The organism is Streptomyces sp. CRN 30, from assembly GCF_034105845.1.
Map to the genome: position 1 here is coordinate 96,872 of NZ_JAVRHI010000507.1, position 19,744 is coordinate 116,615.

The window sequence follows — 19,744 nt, forward strand, 5'->3', positions numbered from 1 at the left end:
GCTTAGAAGTACCCCTCGCGTTTGCGGTCTTCCATCGCGGCCTCGGACATCTTGTCGTCGGCGCGGGTGGCGCCGCGCTCGGTGAGCCGGGAGGCGGCGATCTCGGCGATCACGGCGTCGAGCGTGGTCGCGTCGGAGTCGACGGCGCCGGTGCAGGACATGTCGCCGACCGTGCGGTAGCGCACGAGGCGGGTCTCGACCGGCTCGTTCTCCTTCGGCCCGCCCCACTCGCCGGGCGTCAGCCACATGCCGCCGCGGCCGAACACCTCGCGCTCGTGGGCGAAGTAGATCTCCGGCAGCTCGATGCCCTCGCGGGCGATGTACTGCCACACGTCCAGCTCGGTCCAGTTGGACAGCGGGAAGACGCGCACGTGCTCGCCGGGTGCGTGCCGGCCGTTGTAGAGCTGCCACAGTTCGGGGCGCTGGCGGCGGGGGTCCCACTGGGAGAACTCGTCGCGCAGGGAGAACACGCGTTCCTTGGCGCGGGCCTTCTCCTCGTCGCGGCGCCCGCCGCCGAAGACCGCGTCGAACCGCTCGGCGGCGATCCTCTCGGTCAGGGGGAGGGTCTGCAGCGGGTTGCGGGTGCCGTCCGGGCGCTCCTTGAGCACCCCCCGGTCGATGTAGTCCTGCACGGACGCGACGTGGAGGCGCAGCCCGTGCCGGGCCACGGCGCGGTCGCGGTAGTCGAGGACCTCGGGGAAGTTGTGCCCGGTGTCCACGTGCAGCAGCGCGAACGGCACGGGGGCGGGGGTGAAGGCCTTCAGCGCCAGGTGCAGCATGACGATGGAGTCCTTGCCGCCGGAGAAGAGGATCACCGGGTTCTCGAACTCGCCCGCCACCTCGCGGAAGACGTGCACCGCCTCGGACTCCAGCGCGTCCAGGTGGGACAGGGCGTACGGGCTCTCGGTCCCCTCGGAGACGGAGGCGACGGTCGTCATGCCAGACCCCTTTCGACGAGCAGCTTGTGGACGGCGGCCGCGGACTCCGGCACGGTCTGGTCCTGCGACTCGATGCGCAGGTCGGGGGAGACGGGCTCCTCGTAGGGGTCGTCCACCCCGGTCAGCCCGGAGATCTCGCCCGCGGCCTGCTTGGCGTACAGCCCCTTCACGTCGCGTACGGAGCAGACGTCGACCGGCGTGGCCACGTGCACCTCGACGTACGCGGTGCCGCCCGTCTCGTGGCGCTCGCGCACCGCCGCGCGGCTGTCGGCGTACGGGGCGATGACGGGGACGAGCGCGAGGACGCCGTTGCGGGCCAGCAGCTCGGCGAGGAAGCCGATGCGCTGCACGTTGGTGTGCCGGTCGGCGCGGCTGAAGCCGAGGCCGGCGGTGAGGAACTCGCGGATCTCGTCGCCGTCGAGGACCTCCACGCGGTGGCCGTCCTCGCGCAGCCGCTGTGCCAGCTCGCGGGCGATGGTGGTCTTGCCGGCGCTCGGCAGACCCGTGAGCCAGACGGTGGCTCCGGTGGTCACTTGGTTCTCCTGGTCTCGGGCGGTCCGTGGGACGGTGGCCATGTCAGCCGTGCAGTCCGCACTCGGTCTTGCCGCGCCCCGCCCAGCGGCCGGCGCGCGCGTCCTCCCCCTCGAGGACCCTGCGGGTGCAGGGGGCGCAGCCCACGGAGGCGTAGCCGTCCATGAGCAGCGGGTTGGTGAGCACTCCGTGCTCGGCGACGTAGGCGTCCACGTCCTCCTGCGTCCAGCGCGCGATGGGGGACACCTTCACCTTCCGCCGCTTCTCGTCCCAGCCGACGACCGGGGTGTTCGCCCGGGTCGGCGACTCGTCCCGGCGCAGGCCGGTCGCCCACGCGTCGAACCGCGTGAGGCCCTCCTCCAGCGGCTTCACCTTGCGCAGGGCGCAGCACAGGTCGGGGTCGCGGTCGTGCAGCCTCGGCCCGTGCTCGGCGTCCTGCTCGGCGACGGTCCGACGGGGCGTCAGCGTGATGACGTTGACGTCCATCACGGCCTCCACCGCGTCCCGGGTGCCGATGGTCTCCTCGAAGTGGTAGCCGGTGTCCAGGAAGACGACGTCGACACCGGGCATCGCGCGGGAGGCGAGGTGGGCGACGACCGCGTCCTCCATGGAGGAGGTCACGCAGAAGCGTTCGCCGAAGGTGTCGGCGGCCCACTTCAGGATGTCCAGGGCCGGGGCGTCCTCCAGGTCGCGTCCGGCCTGCTCGGCGAGTGCCCTGAGCCCGGCGTGCCGGGCGTCCGTCGCCTGCGCGTTCGTGTCGGGATCCACCTTGACGGTCATGCGTCCCCTCCGCTGTCGGCTCGCTGGACTCCCCGGGACAGCAGCCCGAGGTACTTCAGCTGGAAGGCCCGGTTGCACGCACGGCATTCCCAGGCGCCGTGCGGGGCCTGTTCGCTCGGACGCAGGTCCTCGTCGCCGCAGTAGGGGCAGTGGAAGGGCGCGGCACGCTCACTCACGACAGGGACTCCTCACTGGCCCGCGTCACCCACGCCGCGAACCGCTCGCCGTCCTCGCGCTGCTCCTGGAACCGCCGCAGGACGCGCTCGACGTAGTCGGGCAGCTCCTCGGAGGTGACCTTCAGGCCGCGCACCTTGCGGCCGAAACCGGCCTGGAGGCCGAGCGCACCGCCCAGGTGCACCTGGTAGCCCTCGACCTGGTTGCCGTCGGCGTCCAGGACCAGCTGCCCCTTGAGGCCGATGTCGGCGGTCTGGATGCGGGCGCAGGCGTTCGGGCAGCCGTTGATGTTGATGGTGAGCGGCTCGGCGAAGTCCGGCATGCGGCGCTCCAGTTCGTCGATGAGCCGGGCGCCGCGCGCCTTGGTCTCGACGATGGCGAGCTTGCAGAACTCGATGCCGGTGCAGGCGATGGTGCCGCGCCGGAACGGCGAGGGGTTCACCTGGAAGTCCAGCGCCTCCAGCCCGGCCACGAGGGAGTCGACCTGGTCCTCCGCCACGTCGAGGATGATCATCTTCTGCTCGACGGTGGTGTTGAGCCGGTCGGAGCCGTGGGCGGCGGCCAGTTCCGCGATCTTCGTCAGGGTGGTGCCGTCGACGCGGCCGACGCGCGGGGCGAAGCCCACGTAGTAGCGGCCGTCGCGCTGCCGGTGGACGCCGACGTGGTCGCGCCACTCGGAGACGGGCTCCTCGGGCGCGGGGCCGTCGACGAGCTTGCGGTGCAGGTACTCGTCCTCCAGCACCTGGCGGAACCTGGCCGGGCCCCAGTCGGCCATCAGGAACTTCAGCCGGGCCCGGTTGCGCAGCCGCCGGTAGCCGTAGTCGCGGAAGATGCCGACGACACCGGCCCAGACGTCCGGGACCTCGGCCAGCGGCACCCAGGTGCCCAGGCGCTCGGCCAGCCGGGGGTTGGTGGACAGGCCGCCGCCGACCCAGAGGTCGAAGCCGGGGCCGTGCTCGGGGTGGACCACGCCGACGAAGGCCACGTCGTTGATCTCGTGCACGACGTCCTGCACGGGGGAGCCGGAGACGGCCGTCTTGAACTTGCGCGGCAGGTTGGAGAACTCCTTGCTGCCGATGTAGCGCTCGTGGATCTCGTCCACGGCCGGGGTGCCGTCGATGATCTCGTCCGCTGCGATGCCCGCGACGGGGGAGCCGATGATGACGCGCGGGCAGTCCCCGCACGCCTCGGTCGTGGAGAGCCCGACGGCCTCCAGCTTCTCCCAGATCGCGGGCACGTCCTCGATGCGGATCCAGTGCAGCTGGATGTTCTGCCGGTCGGTGATGTCCGCGGTGCCGCGCGCGTAGGTCTCGGAGACCTCGCCGATGGCGCGCAGCTGGGCGACGGTCAGCCGGCCGCCGTCGATGCGCACCCGCAGCATGAAGTACCGGTCGTCCAGCTCCTCCGGCTCCAGGACCGCGGTCTTGCCGCCGTCGATGCCGGGCTTGCGCTGGGTGTACAGGCCCCACCAGCGCATCCGGCCGCGCAGGTCGTTGGGGTCGATCGAGTCGAAGCCGCGCTTGGCGTAGATCGTCTCAATGCGTGTCCGCACATTGAGACCGTCGTCGTCCTTCTTGAACTGTTCGTTGCCGTTGAGCGGGGTGTGGTGACCTACGGCCCACTGACCCTCGCCGCGGTGACGGCTCACCTTGCGGCGGGGCGCGGCGGAGTTGTGCGGGGTGGCGGCCATGGTTGTTACGTCCTTCGGGACAGGCGGGAATGCGGCTCTTACCTGCGCGCACGGGCACGGCACGGGAAGCGTGCCGGGCTTGCGCGTCCTTGCGCGGGTGAGGCGGGGAGGGTGAGAACGGCGGTGCTGGGCTCGGCTCAGCTCGCCGGACAGATGGCGCTGGACATGCGGCAGAGATCGACGTGCCGTCGACTCACCAAGGCAATTCCAGTTCCGGACATGGCGGAAGCGTGGCACGGCTTTTCGGACCCAGTCCACCTTCGTCCGGATGGCGGACGAGACCGTCCCGCATGGCGAGACGTGGTGCTGTGTGTCACGGGTGTGCCGGGGGCCTGCGTGCCGGGCGGGCTCAGGCCCCTGGCCAGGGTCCCGGCGCGGCGGTGTCCGGCTCCTCCCCGACCTCGGTGTCGAAGAGCCGGAAGCCGCGCCGCCGGTAGTTCGCCAGCGCGTGCTCACCGTCCTTGCTGCACGTGTGCAGCCACACCCGCTTCGTGGGGGCGCGCCCCGGCCACCGCTCGGCCAGGTCCCAGGCCCGCGCGGTCCCGGACGTCAGCAGGTGCCCGCCGATGCGGCGTCCGCGGAAGGCCGGCAGCAGCCCGAAGTACACGATCTCCACGGCCCCCTCGTCCTGCGCCTGCAGCTCGACGAAGCCGGCGGGGGTCCCGCGGTCGTACGCCACCCAGGTCTCCACGCCGGGCCGGCCGAGGTGCTCCAGCCAGCGGGCGTACGTCCACGGCAGCCGGTCCGTCCAGCGGATGTCGCCGCCGACGGAGGCGTACAGGAAGCGGCTGAACTCGGGCGAGGGGACCTCGGAGCGGAGGACGCGGACGTCCCCCTCGGGGGCCCCGGCGGGCAGCAGGTCCGCCGGGGATGTCTGCTCCAGGGACCAGGTGGTGACGGTGATCGTGGACATGGGGGCCAGCGAATCACGAGGTCCGGGCCCGGTGCCAGGGCGGGGCCGCCGGGGAGGGGCCCGCGCGGACTCACTCCATCGACTCGTCCACCGACGCCAGCGGCACCGCGTACAGCACCCGCTGCGGATCGTCGTCCGGTTCCCCGCCGCCGTCCCCCTCCGCCGTCCGCTCCGTGAGCGTCCACAGCTCGCCGGTCTGCGGCCAGTACGACAGCGACTCGGCGTGCCGGCCCCAGCAGGCGCGGGAGCCGTCGGCGGTGCACTGGGCCGCGTCGGCGCCGTCCTCGTCCTGCCGCCACAGCGTGCCGTGCGGGCCGAGGTGCTCGGAGGTGTGCCCGACGTACCAGTCGGGCCGGCCCGCGTCGCCGCGCCGGTGGGACAGCACGCCCCGGACGCCGGCCGCCTCCGTCGCGTACGCCTCCTCCGCGTCCACCAGGCCGAAGGCGTCGGTGCGCAGCAGTCCGGTGCGGTCGGCGGCGGTGCTGAAGGGGTAGCGCCAGACCCGGGCCGGCGCGTCGTCGCCGGAGCCGGACTCCTCGGTGGCCACCAGACTGTGCGGGGTGGAGGTGCGGTCCAGCGAGAGGGAGGCGAAGCAGGGCGCCGCGTCCTCGCGCGCGGCGGTGCACGCGCCGCCCGTCGGGGTGTACGAGCCGGTCGCCGGCAGCACGTACCGGTGGCGGGCGGCCGACCAGCCGCCGCCCACCCTGCCGACCGCGTCGCCGGTCACGTCCGCCCGCAGGACGCGGTCCAGGTCGAAGACGTACAGGGCGTCGTCGTGGCCGGCGCCGTCCCGTGCCGTGACGATCAGCTTGTCCTGGTACCAGACCATGCCGCCGGCGCGGGAGCGCACCGGGGCGAAGTCCCTGCCGCCGTCGGTCGGGGCGACCAGGAGGACCCAGCGGTACCTGAGGTCGTCCGGGTCGCTCGCGTCGATGAACGCGACCCGGGCCAGGCCCTCGTCCGCCGCCGGCCCGCCGGCCGCGCGGTCGTCGTGCGTCCAGCCGGCGAGGATGACGCGGTCACCGCCCCAGGTGCCGTCCTCGGTGGCGTCGCCCGAGGTGGTGACGGACCGGGGGAGCCACTGCCGGGTCGTCGCGTCGTCGGTGTCCCAGCAGTAGGCGCGGGTCGCGGTGGGCTCGACGGGCAGCGCGGACTGCTCGCTCCCGGAGCAGTCCTCCTCGTTGCGCATCGGGCGGTCGGCGCTGCGCAGCACCTCGTCGACGCCGACGGCGCCGCCCATCCCGTCGGCCAGGGTGTCGAGCGTCGCCCCGCGCGTCATGCTCTCGTGGAGCTGGAACCGGCCCATCTCGGCGGCGGAGGTGAGCGGGGTCAGCGGGCCGGGAGTGTCGCCGCCGGCCGCCTGCGAGGTGCTGATCAGGGTCGCGGCCGCGGTCAGCGCGAGCGCCGTACCGGTCAGTCCGGCGCGCAGCGCGCGCCCCCGTCCGCGTCGTCGGTGCCTGCCGCGGTGCCTCGTCACAACCAACCTCCGATGACAGCCGGCCAACTGCCTCGATCGATCCGGACGTTGACGGAGAAGCAGGTGGGTGGTGCGGGAGGGATGCTACTTCAGACCACTCCGTGCCCGGTCGGGGAACCGCATAAATACAACGACTTCCCACACCCGGTGATCACACGTGTTCACCGGGTGCGCATGCCGGCAGGCTTCAGCCCACCGGGTGTGCCCGCTCCACCACCGAGGCGAGGTCCAGGGTGTGGGGCAGGGTGCCGAAGGCCGTGCCCCAGTCGCCGCCCAGCCGCGAGGCGCAGAACGCGTCGGCGACCTCCGGGGGCGCGTACCGCACCAGCAGCGAGCCCTGGAGCACCAGGGCGAGCCGCTCCACGACCCGGCGCGCACGCGCCTCCACGCCCTCCAGGTCGGCGAGCTCGGTCAGCAGGTTCTTGATCGCGCCGTCCAGCCGGTGGTCGGCGCCCCGGACCTGCCCGACCTCCGTCAGGTACGCGTTCAGCGCCTGCGGCTCGCGCTGCAGCGCCCGCAGCACGTCCAGCGCCTGCACGTTCCCGGCGCCCTCCCAGACCGAGTTGAGCGGCGACTCGCGCAGCAGCCGGGGCATCCCCGACTCCTCCACATACCCGTTGCCGCCCAGGCACTCCGCCGCCTCGGTCACCAGCGGGGTACAGCGCTTGGTCACCCAGTACTTGGCTGCGGGCACCGCGAGCCGCAGGAACGCCCGCTCGGCCTCGCTCCCGTCGTCGTACGCCGCCGCCAGCCGCAGGCCGAGCGCGGTCGCCGCCTCCGACTCCAGGGCCAGGTCCGCGAGGACGTTGCGCATCAGCGGCTTGTCGAGCAGCCTGCCGCCGAACGCCTCCCGGTACGTGCAGTGGTGCACCGCCTGCGCCACCGCCTGCCGCATCAGCCCGGCCGAGCCCAGCACGCAGTCCACCCGGGTGGCGGCCACCATGCCGATGATCGTGCGTACCCCGCGGCCCTCCTCGCCGACCCGGCGCGCCCACGTCCCGTCGAACTCGACCTCCGCGGAGGCGTTGGACCGGTTGCCCAGCTTGTCCTTGAGCCGCTGGATGCGGAACACGTTGCGGGTGCCGTCCGCGAGCAGCCGCGGCACCAGGAAGCACGTCAGGCCCCCCGGCGCCTGCGCCAGCACCAGGAAACCGTCCGACATCGGCGCCGAGCAGAACCACTTGTGGCCCTTGAGCTCGTACGTCCCGTCCTCGGCGAGCGGCCGTGCCGCCGTGGTGTTCGCCCGGACGTCGCTGCCGCCCTGCTTCTCCGTCATCCCCATGCCGAACAGGGCGCCGGCCTTCCGGTCGGCGGGCCGCATGTCCCAGTCGTAGAGCTGGGAGGTCAGCCGGGGCTCCCACTCGGCCGCGAGGTCCGGGTCGGCGCGCAGCGCGGGCACCGCCGCGTGCGTCATCGACAGCGGGCAGCCGTTGCCCGCCTCGACCTGCGCCCAGACGACGAAGCCGGCCGCGCGCCGCACATGGCCGCCGGGCCGGGTCCAGGCCGCCGTGAGCCCCTGGGAGACGCCCTTGCCGAGGAGCCGGTGCCAGGCGGGGTGGAACTCCACCTCGTCGATCCGGTGGCCGTAGCGGTCGTGGGTCCGCAGCTTCGGCGGGTTCTCGTTGGCCAGCCTTCCCCACTCCTGCACCTGCGCGGAGCCCGCCGTCTGCCCGAACGCCGACAGTTCCGCACGGACCTCGTCGAGCAGGTCCGGGGCGAGGTGCCGCTCGACCGCCTCGGTGAGGGCCCGGTCGGCGGTGAAGACGTCGTAGCCCTGCAGGGGCGGGGGCTGGTTGCTCACTTCATGGGTGCTCGCTGCCATGTCCGGAACCTACCCTCGGGTACGGGGGTGCTCACCCGGTGCGCGGCAGCCGCCGTCCCCCGCCCGGCGGCCCCCGCACGCGCCGCGGCGCTCCGGGTGCCGTCGGGCTCCCGGAGCGCCGCAGGTCATGCGGTGTGCGGTACGTGCCCGGCCGGCCGGGAGGGCGCGGCCGGGCACGGGCGCTCAGGCCGAGCGGGAGACCATCGGCAGTCCCCCGGTGGTGCCCTCCAGGACGTCCGCGCCGTACAGGTCGCTCACCCAGCCGTCGCGGTACACGCTGTCCAGGTAGCGCTCGCCCAGGTCCGGCGCGATGGCCACCGCCGTCAGGTCGTCGCTCCCGTTCCGGGCCAGCCAGTCGGACGCGCCGCTGACGACCGTGCCGGTGGAGCCCCCGAACAGGAACCCGCGGCGGGCCAGCCGGCGGCAGGCACGCACGGTGTCCGCCTCCTCCACCCGCACCAGGTCGTCCACCCAGGACTCGTCCAGCAGCGGCGGGGTGACGCTCATGCCCAGCCCCGGGATCATCCGGCGGCCCGGAGCCCCGCCGAAGGACACCGAGCCCTCACTGTCCACGGCCACGATGCGCACGCCGCGCCGGTGTTCCCAGAACCAGCGCGCGCACCCCATCAGCGTCCCGGAGGTGCCCACCCCGACGAACAGCACGTCCAGTTGCGGGAACTGCCGGGCGATGGCCGGGGCCGTGGTGCGGTAGTGCGCCCGCCAGTTGCCCGAGTTGGTGTACTGGTCGAGCCAGACGTAACGGTCGTCGGAGGCGCACAGGGCACGGACGTACGAGATGCGCGCCCCGAGGAAGCCGCCGTCGGTGGCCGGCTCCGTGATCACGTGCACCTCGCTGCCGAGCGCCTCCATCAGCCGGCGTGTCTGCGGGTTGCAGCGGGAGTCGGTCACACACAGGAACCGGTAGCCCCTGCTGGCCGCGATCATGCTGAGTGCGACGCCCAGATTGCCGGACGAGGACTCGACCAGGACGGACCCCGGCGTGAGGATCCCGTCCCGTTCGGCGGCCTTCACCATTTCCAGCGCGGCCTTGACCTTGATCGAGCCCGCGAAGTTGAAGCCCTCGCACTTCAGGTAGAGGGAGTGTCCGACGACCGGTCGCAGATCGACGAACAGCTCCTCCTCGTTGAAGTCCGTGGGTACGGATATGACTGGCACTACGCCCCCCTGTTTCGCGCTTGCCATGCTGTCATAACTGGCGTGTTGTACAGACAATTGTTGTGTTGACTGGTTTTTGCGCATATTTCGCCTGAGCGAGGCACGCACGGGCTGGTCGGGCCCGTTCGCGCCGCTCGTGCGGGTGGTGCGGGTGGCTCAGCCGTGGCGGCTGAGCTCGTCGAAGAAGCCGTCCACCACGTGCAGCTGGTCGGCCCGGGACACGGCCTCGTGGACATGGGCGCCCACCGCCAGGTCGAGGACGCCGAGGCCGAACGGTGAGAAGATCACCGGCCGGTCGGACGGCACGCCCACCCGGCCGGAGAGCACGTCCTCCAGCGTTCCCGTCAGGAAGTCCCGGCCCTTGGTGAGCTTCTCGGCCAGGTGCGGTGAGGTGTCCGCCTTCAGACAGTGCTCCACGTCGTCGACGAAGTTCGCCGCGCCGAGCAGGATCTCCGGCGCCAGATCGCGTAGCGACACGTGCAGCACCAGCGGATCGTGCGCGAACCACTTCGGGTCGTGGACGTGCGGGGTCCCCGCGACCGTGGCGAAGACGACCAGGTCGCCCGCGCGGATCGCCTCCCCGGCGTCCTCGTGCACGGTGATCCGCGCGCCGCCGCCCGACCGTTCCAGATAGGCCCGGAACCCGGCGGCGCTCTCCGCGATCAGGTCGTACACCCCGATCTCCTCGAACGGCCAGCCGGTCGACGCCAGGTACGTGTGGATGTACCGGGCGATCAGCCCCGTGCCGACGAAGACCACCCGGGACGGCTTCGCGCGCCCCTCGCGGGCGTCGCCGAGCCGGTGGGCGGCGAGCGCCGCCGACGCCGCCGTGCGGGCCGCGCTGATCACCGACGCCTCCAGACAGGCGAACGGATAGCCCGTGGCCGGGTCGTTGAGGATCAGCACGGCCGACGCGCGCGGCAGCCCCGACTTGATGTTCTCCGGGAAACTGGAGACCCACTTCAGCCCGTCGACCCGCTTCTCGCCGCCGAGCGAGGCGGGCAGCGCGATGATGCGGGACGAGGGGCGGTCGGGGAAGCGCAGGAAGTACGACGGCGGGTTGACCGTGTCGCCCGCGCCGTGCAGGCGGTACACGGACTCCACCAGGTCCACGACCTCGCGCTCGCGGCCCTGGAGCACCTGCCGCACCTGGGCGCCGGTGATCACTGCGAAGGACGGCGGCGTGCCGCCGGCGGGCGGGGTCATCGGGCGGTCCCTTCCAGGGGCGTGGAGACGTCGGAGAACCGCACCGGGTCGGCCAGGCCCACGAGGACCTCGCGGTCCCCCGTGTAGGGCTCCCGGCTGTGCGCCGTACGGATGTTGTCGACGAGCAGCAGGTCGCCCGCCTGCCACGGCTCGCGACGGGTGTGCGCCGTGTAGACGTCCTGGATCGCCTCGACCACGTCCGGGCCGACCGGGTCGCCGTTGCCGAAACGGGTGTTGAACGGCAGGCCGTCCTCCCCGTACACGTCCACCAGGTACTCGCGGACCTCGGTCTCCATGGTCCACTCGTTGAGGAACGCGATCTGGTTGAACCAGCAGCGGCGGCCCGTCACCGGGTGGCGCACCACGGCGCTGCGGCGCTGCCGGGTGTGCAGCGAACCGTCGTCCTGCCAGGCGTACTCGATGGCGTGCACCCGGCAGTACGCCTCGACGGCGCCCCGGTCGTCCGTGCCGAACGCCTCCTCGAGGGTGGCGCCGATCTCGTCGTTGTAGCTGCGGGTGAGCAGCCAGCCCTCCCGCTCGAACCGTTCGGTCAGCTCGGCGGGGAGCGCCGCGAGCACGGCCTCCCCGTCGGCCACGGTCGTCGCTCCGCCCTCGGCGGGCGGGGTCAGGCAGGCGAACAGCATCAGCCCGGGGAACTCCATCGCGTAGCTGAGCTCGTGGTGCATGCACATCAGCTGGTTGGGCGGCCAGGCGGTGGAGGAGTGCAGCCCGTCGGCGCCCGATTCGCGCGGTGCGAACGCCTCCTTCTCGGGCATCAGGCTGTCCGCCAGCCGGGTCAGGACGGTGCCCGCCCGGGCCCGGTCGGTCAGGCCGAGTCCGCGGACGAGCACCGCGCCGTGCTCGGCGACGAGGGCGCGCAGCGCGTCCCGGTGCCGGGTGGTCCACTCCGTTGCGTCGCCGGAGACGCCGAGGAGCGGTGGCCTGCCCTCGCTCAGGACGAGGTCGTCGCGGAGCAGGGAAGTCGAGGACGACATGGTGGTGATGGTCCTTTCCGTAGTGCTCGGTTCCGTGGTGCTCGGTGGTACGGGCGGTGCGGGGCGGGAGCGGTTCATGCGTCGGTGCCCTCGGCCGGTACGGCGGTCCCGGCCGGTACGCCGGTGCCCGTCCGTACGTCGATCAGCCCGGCCAGGTCGGCCAGGACCGGGTACCGGGTGACGTCCTTGGGGGTCACCGCCCGGTCCAGGGCGATCGCCAGCTTCACCGCCGACAGCGAGGTGCCGCCGCGGTCGAAGAAGTGGTCCCGCCGGCCGACGCGGTCGCGCGGGACGCCGAGCACCTCGGACCACGCGGCGGCCAGCCGTTCCTCGGTCGGGGTGTCCGGCGCGGGGGCGGGAGAGCCGTCCCCGGCGGCCTCCAGCTCCTCGGCGAGGGCGGTCAGCACCTTGCGGTCGATCTTGCCGTTGGCGGTGAGCGGCAGGCGCTCGCGCCAGTGGACGACCGTGGGCACCATGTACGTGGGCAGGGACGCGGCGAGCGTCCGGCGCAGCACCTCGGGGTCCAGCCGGTTCCGCCCGCTGTAGAAGGCGGTCAGGTGCTCGCCCCGGGCCACGACCACGGCGCCGTCGCGCACGCCCGCGACCCGCAGCAGCGCGTTCTCCACCTCGCCGATCTCGATGCGGAAGCCGCGCACCTTCACCTGGGTGTCCTTGCGGCCCAGGAACTCCAGCTTGCCGTCGGGCCGCCAGCGCCCCTGGTCGCCGCTGCGGTACAGCCGCTCACCCGGCCGGTAGGGGTCGGCGGTGAAGGCGAGCCGGGTCCGCTCCGGGTCGTTGACGTAGCCCCGGCCGACGCAGACCCCGGAGAACACGATCTCGCCCGGGGCGCCCAGCGGCACCAGGCCCAGGTGCTCGTCGACGACGTACACGCGGACGTTGCGCACCGCACGGCCGAGCGGCACCCGGTCCCCGTCCGGCGGCCGGCGCAGCACCTCGTGGTTGGTGTCGTCCGAGGTCTCGGTCAGCCCGTAGGCGTTGACCAGCGGAACGGTCGGGTGCGCCGCGAACCAGCGCTCGGTCAGCTCCTTTTTGAGCGCCTCGCCGGTCACCGACACGATCCTCAGTTCGGGCAGCGGGCGCGGGTGGTGCTCCAGGTGGGCGAGGACGGCCTCCAGGTACGAGGGCACGACCTGGAGCACGTTGGCCCGGCCGCGGGCGATCCGGTCGACGAACCGGTCGACGTCCAGGATCACCTCCTGCTCCACCAGCAGGGTCCGCCCGCCCACGAGCAGCGCGGACACCAGCTGCCACAGCGAGATGTCGAAGCACTGGGGCGCGGTCTGGGCGACCACGGTCCCCTCCTCGATCCCCAGGTCCTCGATCTTGGCGAGGACGTGGTTCAGCATCCCGGCGTGCTCGCACATCGCGCCCTTCGGCTCCCCCGTGGAGCCGGAGGTGAAGTACACGTAGGCGAGCTGGTCGGCGGAGACCGGCACGTTCGGGTCGTCGGCGGCGTGGTCCTCCTCGTACGCGGTGCCGACCAGGAGCCGTGCCACGCCGGGCAGCCTCTCCAGCGCCGCGTCGAGCGTGGCCGTGCTGCCCTCCTCGGTCAGGGCCAGCACGCACTCGGCGCGGGTCAGCGTCCTCGCGATGCGCCCGGCCGGGAAGTGCGGCTCGACGGGCAGGTAGACGCCGCCGGCCTTCAGCACGCCGAGCACGGCGGCCGTCCAGTCCAGGTTGCGCTCGGTCACCACCGCGACGACGCCCTCGCGTTCCAGGCCGCGCGCGAGCAGGGCGTGGGCGATGCGGTTGGCGCGGGAGTTCAGCTCCCGGTACGTCCACCGCTCCTCGCCGCACACGGCGGCGACCGCGTCCGGGTCGGTCCGTACCCGCTCCTCGAACAGCTCGTGCACCCGCCGGTCCGGCAGCTCGCGGCGCGGCCCCGCCAGCCCGTCGAGCTGCCGGCGGGTCTCGTCGGCGGAGAGCAGGCCCTGCCGTCCGTAGTCGGCTTCGGGGTCGAGGGCCAGCGAGGTCAGCGCGGTGACGTGGTAGCCGGCGACCCGGGCCGCGGCCTCCCCGCCGAGCACGTCGGTGCGGTGGCGCACCCGCAGCCCGATCCGGTCGCCCTGCCTCCGGATGCCCACCCGCAGCACGGTGTCGCCCTCCAGGGCGCCGTCGCTGCCGGTGGCGTCGAGCACCGTCTCGAACGGCGGGCCGGTGAGGCCCAGTTCCTCGCGCAGGTCGTCGACCGGGAAGTCCGCGTACGCCCGTACGTCGGCCGTGACCTGCCGGGCGTGCCGCAGCAGCTCGTGCCACGGGCCGTGAGCGGTGTTCAGCCGGCAGGGCAGCGGACGGCCGCCCGCGACGGCCACCCAGCCGGTGGTGACCTCCCGCTCGCCGGTCAGCACGGCCAGCACGCGCGCGTGTGCGGCGAGCAGGACCGAGTCCAGCGGCAGGGCCAGGGCCCGCACGGCCGCCAGGAACCCGTCGGGCAGCGCCACCTCGACCTCGCCCGTCCCGGCCGCCGGCGCCGGTGTCCAGCGGGGGACCTCCGTCCGCCCGCCGGCGGTCAGCACCCCGCGCCAGTACGCGCGGGCGTCCTCGGCCCGCTTCCTCTTCGCGTCCATCAGGTCCATCGGTTCGTTCCCCCAGCTCACCGTCGTCCCCGGTCCTCCGTGGCCGGGTTGCCGCCCCACCGCGCGCGCGGCGGTACCTGTTCGCCCTTCAGCAGGAAGGAGTCGGCGGCGAGCTCGGCGCCGTCGCCCATGGTCACGCCGTAGTGGACCAGCGAGCCGACCCCGAGGGTCACGCCGTCGCCGAGATGGACGTGGTCCGACTTGAAGGTGCCGTCCTCCTGCGAGTGCGCCTGCAGCCGGCTGCCCGCGTTGAGGGTGCAGTCGTCACCGACCGTGGACAGGGTCCGCTCGGTCAGGTAGGCGCCGTCGTCGAAGACCCGCTTGCCGAACTTCGCCCCCATCAGCCGCCAGGCCCAGATCTTGTACGGGGTGCCGTTCAGCACGCCCAGGTGCAGGTCGGGCACCTTCCACAGGCGCTCGATGTGCCAGAACCGCTCGTCGTAGATGGAGAAGATCTCCGGCTGCAGCGGGCGGAACCCGAGGATGAAGCGTTCCACCAGCGCGAAGTACACGACGACGAAGACCGAGCTGAACACCATGAACGCGGTGACCACGGCGAGCCCTGCGGTGCCGTGCCAGTACAGGTCGGCGGCGGCGAAGCCGAGCACCGTGAGCACGAAGCCGCACACCCACCTCAGGACCAGGTGCATGCCCATCGACTTCAGGTTGTAACGGTTCTTCGCGAGCAGCCGGCGCTCGAACTCCGCGCCCTCGCGCAGGTGGTCGAAGCGGCTGTCGCGCTCCACCGACCGCGGGATCTCGAAGGCGGGCGAGCCGAGCAGCCCCACCCCTTCGCGGACCTCGCCGTCCAGTGGGACCAGCACCTTGGTCGCCAGCAGGCAGTTGTCGCCGGTCCTGCCCCCGGCCGGGTAGGCGATGGCGTTCCCGAGGAAGTTGCTCGCGCCGATCGAGGTCCGGGTGACCTTGAAGGAGGTGGCCGAGTACTCCCCGTTCATGATCGACAGCCCGTCCGCGACCATCGTGCCGCTGCCGACCGAGGACAGGAACGGTGTCTCGTGCGCCAGCTCGGTCCCGAAGTTGGAGCCGGTCTGCCGCACCTTGGACAGGTCGTACCCGAGGGCCTTGAGGTAGTACACGATGTAGGAGCTGTCGCCGAAGAGCCACTTGTAGAACCTGATGTTGGTCAGGCGGGTGATCGTGCGGTGCACCCCGTAGTGGAAGCCGTAGAGCGGGTACACCTTGTCGGGCTCGATCATCCGGTTCAGCAGGCGCGGCACCACGAGCACCATGACCGCGCCGGTCACGATGCCGATCGCGAACAGCACCGCGGACAGCGCCAGCGCCTCGACGTAGAACCGCAGCGAGCCGATGTCCCGGGCCCGCGGGTTGACGAGCGCCTCCAGCCCGGGCGCCACCGCGAAGAGCAGGTACAGCCCGCCGACGGCCAGCGGCACCCAGAGCAGGAACACCTGGAGCACGGAGGCGAGGGCGAAGCCGAAGCGGCGGAACGTGCCGCACGTCGCCGGGGCCACCCGCACGTGGTCGATCGAGGTGCGCTCGGCCGGGGACCCGTGCCAGCTCTCCCCGGCCGGCACGGACTCACCGGGGCGCAGCGCGGAGGAGTGGCCGAGCTGGGAGCCGTCACCCATCGACGTGCCGATGTCCAGCACGGTCCGCTCGCCCACGAACACGTCGCGGCCCAGGGTGACCGGGCCGGTGCGCAGGCGTCCCGCACGGGCCTGGTAGCACTGCATCAGGGCGTCCTTGCGGATCACCGAGCCCTCGCCCACCGTGAGCAGGTCCGCGGCGACGGGCACCAGCCGGCTCAGGACGGTGACGTTCCTGCCGATGCGGGCACCGAGGGCGCGCAGGTACAGCACGTACAGCGGGTTGCCGACGAAGAGCATCACGGGGCTGGTGTGCAGCAGCGCCCGGACGACCCAGAACCGCAGGTAGGCCAGTGACCAGACCGGGAACTCGGTCGGCCGGGCGCGGCCGATGAGCAGCCACTTGGCGGCGATCGGCAGGATGCTCGTGACGACGACGAGCGCCCCGCCGTAGAGCGCCGCCCGCAGGTAGGCCGTCAGGGCCGACCCGGTGGCGGTCACCCACTCGTACCCCCGCGTCAGGGTGACCGCGCCGATCAGGCAGGAGAGGACGAAGAGGAGGAGCTGCAGCGTCCCGACCAGCGCGTGGCCGAACGGGCTGCCGGGGGCCACCGGCTCGGCCTGCACGGGCGCCCGCTCGGGGCCCGGATCGGGGGCCTCGGTCAGGGCGGCGGCCAGGCCGCGCACCGTCGGATGGGCGTACACGTCCTTCATCGACACCGACGGCAGGTCGGACCGCTTCCGGACCTTCGCACAGAAGTGGGCCAGCACCAGCGAGTTGGCGCCGAGATCGTCGAAGAAGTGGCTGTCGGCCGGTACGTGGTCGACCCGTACGACCGCGGCCAGCACCTCGGCGAGGACCCGTTCGGTGTCCGCGCGGGTGAGCCGCGTGTCCGTGCCCGTGTCCGCCGTGCCGGTGTGTGCGACCCGCGTGTCCGCCTCCGCGTGCGTGACCGGGGTGCCGGTGTCCGCGCGTGTGACCTGCGCGGCCGGAAGGCCGGGCGGAGCGGCCGTCGCGGCCTCACCGCTGTTTCCCACCACATGAACTCCTTGCGCGATGTTTCGTTTCGGCGTGTGTGTTGTCGTGTGCGGTGCCCGGACCGGCCGGCGGACCGCGGGCAACCGTGACGAGGGCCCGGCCGTCGCACGACGGGCCCGGGCACCGGCCGCCCGTTTCCCTGTCCTTCGGTCCCCGGATATGCACCCGCGCCCCGTCGTGCCGGTTATGGCGCACCGGTTCCGGAGCGTCCGGAAGTATTCGTCAGGGGCCGTGGCTGATCACGTCGTGCCGGGCACGCATTGCCTGGGCCGGGCGGTGACGTCTGGGAACGGACGGGAAAGAGGAGGGCGTGGTGCGAGTGAAAGCATTGAACTCTCCGGGGCGGTTCATCGTTGGAATACGCCCAGGGGTGAGTGGCGTGGCGCACAATGACATGTCGAGCAAAAACGTTCAGTCGGCGTGTGGAAGAGTGGAACCGGACGGCCGGCTGGGTCGGCGCGGAGCGGTACGAGGGTGATCTGCCCGGTTCTCCGACAGATCACGGGCAACGTTGCAGTTGGGACACTTGGTCAGGTGTCCTGTGGTCCCCCGTTTCGCGGCGCCCCTCCCCCTTGGCGGTGGTCCGCAGTGGAATGCAATCTGGATTCTTTCGGTCTATTCGGGAACAGGTCAAGGGAGTTCGGGCAATTGACGCTTTCCGATGCCACGACCGCGCCATGGCCGATCTTCTCCGGTGTCTGCCGGGCAGCCCCGGCATGTGCTTCAACGGGGAACTTCTACTCCGGTCGAAGCAAGCGTCATCAACCATTCCACTTGCTGAACCCGCTGTTTTCGGCCACCGCCCGGCCAGCGCGGTCATGACAAGTGGAATGCCAAATAAATCTCGCCGGTTTCCCGTGGGTTGCCTTTGTATTTCTGCCGTGCGGCGCGACCCGTGGGAAGCGTGCGGCCCGGTGCGGGAGGGGTGGACGGCGTGCGTACCCCGCGACCACGCACCGGAACCGGCGGGCGCTGCGCCGCCCGTACCGGAACAGGACCGGCAATCCGTACCCGGAGCACCCCGGTATGCGTACCGCGTGGTGAGGGCCGCCTGTCGCGGCGGATACCGTAAGAGGCGTGCAGCCAGCAGTTGAGTTCACCGAGCACCCCTCCGGCCGTCTCCACCGGGCCCGCGCCCTCTACCGGAACGTCTCCAAGCGCCGGACCGCCTGGCTGCTCCTCAAGGACACGGTGAACTCGTGCATGGAGTACCGCATCCTCGGCCTCGCGGCGGAGGCGGCGTTCTTCACCCTGATGTCCGTGCCGCCGCTGCTCGTCAGCATGATCGGCCTGCTCTACTACGTGGACGGCTGGACCGGCGCCGACACCATCTCCAGCCTGGAGAGCAACCTCCTGGAGGCCTCCCGCACGGTGCTCTCCGACCGGGGCGTGAAGGAGATCGCCCAGCCGATCCTGGACGACGTGACCGGGGGCGGCAGACCCGACGTCATCTCCGTCGGCTTCCTCTTCGCGGTCTGGTCCGGCTCCCGCGCGGTGAACGTCTTCATCGACACCATCACCGTGATGTACGGCCTGGACGGCGTCCGCGGCATCGTCAAGACCCGCCTGCTGGCCTTCCTCCTCTTCATCGTGGCGCTGCTGATCGGATCGGTGGCGCTGCCGCTGATGGTCGCCGGACCGGACGCGGTGGTGAGCGTCGTGCCGTGGTCGGCGACCCTGGTGCAGATCCTGTACTGGCCGGTCGTGATCATCCTGTCGGTCGTCTTCCTCACCACGCTGTACCACGTGTCGGTGCCCGTGCGCTCGCCCTGGGTGGAGGACGTCCCCGGCGCCCTGGTGGCCCTCGCCATGTGGGTGCTCGGCAGCTTCCTGCTGCGCATCTACATCACCAGCACGATCGAGGGCGCGACGATCTACGGCTCACTGGGCGCGGCCGTCGCCGTCCTGCTGTGGATCGGCGTGTCCGCGTTCGCGGTGCTGGTCGGCGCCGCCGTCAACGCCGCCATCGACCGGGTCTGGCCGGCCGCCGCCACGGCCGCCGCGCGCGCCGCCAACGAGCGGCTGCGCGAGGAGCTGGCCGCCGAGTACGTCGCCCGGGCCGCCGCCGCCCGCGCCGGCGGCCCCGCGGACGCCGGTGCCCCCGACGAAGGTGACGACGACCCCGACCAGGACATGCCCTCCGAGTTCCCCGAACGCTGGTCCCGCTTCCTGCCCCCCGAGGACGTCACCTCGCGGCTGCGCGCGCACGCCAAGACGCCCCACAAGCCGGAGGGCGGGGACCCGCCGGCGCAGTGAGGGGCGGCCGCCCGCGCCGCCCTCGTGCCGCGCGGCGTCGTCCCGTCCCGTCGTCGTCCTCGGCCCGCTCCCCGTCGTCTCAGGCCCGCTTCCCGTCATCCCCGTCATGGGACCAGCCGACGGGCGGGCCCCGCAGGCGAACGACGCCGAACGGCTCAAATGCATGCGTGCGCGTCCACGCCGACGCCATGGATCCGCCCGCCGGCCCGCCGGAGGGACCGGGCGCCCGGGGCGCCTCCATGTGATCCGGGCGGGCGTGCTTCGGCCCGCCGCGCTGCGTAGCCTTGCATGCGTGTACGAAGAGCGGGCGTCGCGGCTGGTGGGCGCGGTGGTGTGGACGAAGACCGCGGACGGGTCGGCCGCGCCGGGTGCGCGCCTGGTGCTCCCCGACGGCTGCATGGACCTGCTGTGGCACGCGGGGCGGCTGCTGGTCGCCGGGCCCGACACCCACGCGCACGCCCCCGGCGCGGACTCCGGGAGCTGGGCGGGCGTCCGGTTCCACCCGGGCACCGCGCCCGCCCTCCTGGGCGTCCCCGCCCACGCGCTGCGCGACCGGCGCGTCGACCTCGCCGACCTCTGGCC

At 72.5% G+C, this 19,744-nt stretch carries 16 protein-coding genes; 2 read left to right on the forward strand and 14 right to left on the reverse strand.

What is annotated here, in order from left to right:
- Window positions 1-2 precede the first annotated feature (2 nt).
- The 14 genes from cysD to UW392_RS58695 form a co-directional block, all read right to left on the reverse strand.
- Window positions 3-938, reverse strand: coding sequence for a sulfate adenylyltransferase subunit CysD (cysD, locus tag UW392_RS58630; RefSeq protein ID WP_320783679.1), 936 nt, complete (start codon window positions 936-938; stop codon window positions 3-5).
- Window positions 935-1,513 carry an adenylyl-sulfate kinase gene (cysC, locus tag UW392_RS58635; RefSeq protein WP_320783680.1) on the reverse strand — a complete coding sequence of 193 codons (579 nt, stop codon included), beginning with the start codon at window positions 1,511-1,513 and terminating at the stop codon, window positions 935-937. Before cysC ends, cysD begins: the two co-directional genes overlap by 4 nt.
- A gap of 1 nt (window position 1,514) precedes the next feature.
- Entirely contained in the window at window positions 1,515-2,249 is a 735-nt protein-coding gene (locus tag UW392_RS58640) for a phosphoadenylyl-sulfate reductase (protein ID WP_320783681.1), read from the reverse strand.
- Complete coding sequence (locus tag UW392_RS58645) at window positions 2,246-2,425, reverse strand: hypothetical protein (protein WP_320783682.1); 180 nt, start codon at window positions 2,423-2,425, stop codon at window positions 2,246-2,248. The genes UW392_RS58640 and UW392_RS58645 overlap by 4 nt, the downstream gene beginning before the upstream one ends.
- The gene (locus UW392_RS58650) at window positions 2,422-4,113 is read right to left on the reverse strand and encodes a nitrite/sulfite reductase (RefSeq protein ID WP_320783683.1); all 1,692 of its coding nucleotides are present in this window, start codon (window positions 4,111-4,113) and stop codon (window positions 2,422-2,424) included. Before UW392_RS58650 ends, UW392_RS58645 begins: the two co-directional genes overlap by 4 nt.
- A gap of 137 nt (window positions 4,114-4,250) precedes the next feature.
- Entirely contained in the window at window positions 4,251-4,334 is an 84-nt protein-coding gene (locus UW392_RS58655; RefSeq protein ID WP_316944184.1) for a putative leader peptide, read from the reverse strand.
- Between the two features lie 128 nt (window positions 4,335-4,462).
- Window positions 4,463-5,026, reverse strand: a complete 564-nt coding sequence (locus tag UW392_RS58660; RefSeq protein WP_320783684.1) for a GNAT family N-acetyltransferase — start codon at window positions 5,024-5,026, stop codon at window positions 4,463-4,465.
- Between the two features lie 70 nt (window positions 5,027-5,096).
- On the reverse strand, window positions 5,097-6,503 hold the full coding sequence (locus UW392_RS58665) for a hypothetical protein (protein ID WP_320783685.1): 1,407 nt from the start codon (window positions 6,501-6,503) through the stop codon (window positions 5,097-5,099).
- Window positions 6,504-6,690: 187 nt separating this feature from the next.
- Entirely contained in the window at window positions 6,691-8,325 is a 1,635-nt protein-coding gene (locus UW392_RS58670) for an acyl-CoA dehydrogenase family protein (RefSeq protein ID WP_320783686.1), read from the reverse strand.
- 183 nt (window positions 8,326-8,508) lie between these two features.
- Window positions 8,509-9,501, reverse strand: coding sequence for a 2,3-diaminopropionate biosynthesis protein SbnA (gene sbnA / locus UW392_RS58675; RefSeq protein WP_320783687.1), 993 nt, complete (start codon window positions 9,499-9,501; stop codon window positions 8,509-8,511).
- Window positions 9,502-9,657: 156 nt separating this feature from the next.
- A complete protein-coding gene (gene sbnB, locus UW392_RS58680) occupies window positions 9,658-10,707 on the reverse strand; it encodes a 2,3-diaminopropionate biosynthesis protein SbnB (protein ID WP_320783688.1) in 1,050 nt (349 codons plus the stop codon).
- Window positions 10,704-11,702, reverse strand: coding sequence for a TauD/TfdA family dioxygenase (locus UW392_RS58685; RefSeq protein ID WP_320783689.1), 999 nt, complete (start codon window positions 11,700-11,702; stop codon window positions 10,704-10,706). Before UW392_RS58685 ends, sbnB begins: the two co-directional genes overlap by 4 nt.
- A 74-nt stretch (window positions 11,703-11,776) precedes the next feature.
- The gene (locus UW392_RS58690; RefSeq protein ID WP_320783696.1) at window positions 11,777-14,290 is read right to left on the reverse strand and encodes an amino acid adenylation domain-containing protein; all 2,514 of its coding nucleotides are present in this window, start codon (window positions 14,288-14,290) and stop codon (window positions 11,777-11,779) included.
- Between the two features lie 26 nt (window positions 14,291-14,316).
- On the reverse strand, window positions 14,317-16,716 hold the full coding sequence (locus UW392_RS58695; RefSeq protein ID WP_320783697.1) for a Pls/PosA family non-ribosomal peptide synthetase: 2,400 nt from the start codon (window positions 16,714-16,716) through the stop codon (window positions 14,317-14,319).
- Window positions 16,717-17,983: 1,267 nt separating this feature from the next.
- Between UW392_RS58695 and UW392_RS58700 the strand changes: the two genes are divergently transcribed.
- Window positions 17,984-19,162 (forward strand): YihY/virulence factor BrkB family protein, encoded by a 1,179-nt coding sequence (locus UW392_RS58700; RefSeq protein WP_320783690.1) that lies wholly within the window; start codon window positions 17,984-17,986, stop codon window positions 19,160-19,162.
- A 292-nt stretch (window positions 19,163-19,454) separates the two neighbouring features.
- Window positions 19,455-19,744, forward strand: a 290-nt coding sequence (locus tag UW392_RS58705; RefSeq protein ID WP_320783691.1) for a DUF6597 domain-containing transcriptional factor, incomplete at its 3' end; no start/stop codon positions are given.

What these genes read in the sequence shown, in the direction of transcription:
- cysD (WP_320783679.1), bottom strand. Translation starts at nt 938, where the DNA reads ATGACGACCGTCGCCTCCGTCTCCGAGGGGACCGAGAGCCCGTACGCC.
- cysC (WP_320783680.1), bottom strand. Translation starts at nt 1,513, where the DNA reads ATGGCCACCGTCCCACGGACCGCCCGAGACCAGGAGAACCAAGTGACC.
- UW392_RS58640 (WP_320783681.1), bottom strand. Translation starts at nt 2,249, where the DNA reads ATGACCGTCAAGGTGGATCCCGACACGAACGCGCAGGCGACGGACGCC.
- UW392_RS58650 (WP_320783683.1), bottom strand. Translation starts at nt 4,113, where the DNA reads ATGGCCGCCACCCCGCACAACTCCGCCGCGCCCCGCCGCAAGGTGAGC.
- UW392_RS58655 (WP_316944184.1), bottom strand. Translation starts at nt 4,334, where the DNA reads ATGTCCGGAACTGGAATTGCCTTGGTGAGTCGACGGCACGTCGATCTC.
- UW392_RS58660 (WP_320783684.1), bottom strand. Translation starts at nt 5,026, where the DNA reads ATGTCCACGATCACCGTCACCACCTGGTCCCTGGAGCAGACATCCCCG.
- UW392_RS58670 (WP_320783686.1), bottom strand. Translation starts at nt 8,325, where the DNA reads ATGGCAGCGAGCACCCATGAAGTGAGCAACCAGCCCCCGCCCCTGCAG.
- sbnB (WP_320783688.1), bottom strand. Translation starts at nt 10,707, where the DNA reads ATGACCCCGCCCGCCGGCGGCACGCCGCCGTCCTTCGCAGTGATCACC.
- UW392_RS58685 (WP_320783689.1), bottom strand. Translation starts at nt 11,702, where the DNA reads ATGTCGTCCTCGACTTCCCTGCTCCGCGACGACCTCGTCCTGAGCGAG.
- UW392_RS58690 (WP_320783696.1), bottom strand. Translation starts at nt 14,290, where the DNA reads ATGGACGCGAAGAGGAAGCGGGCCGAGGACGCCCGCGCGTACTGGCGC.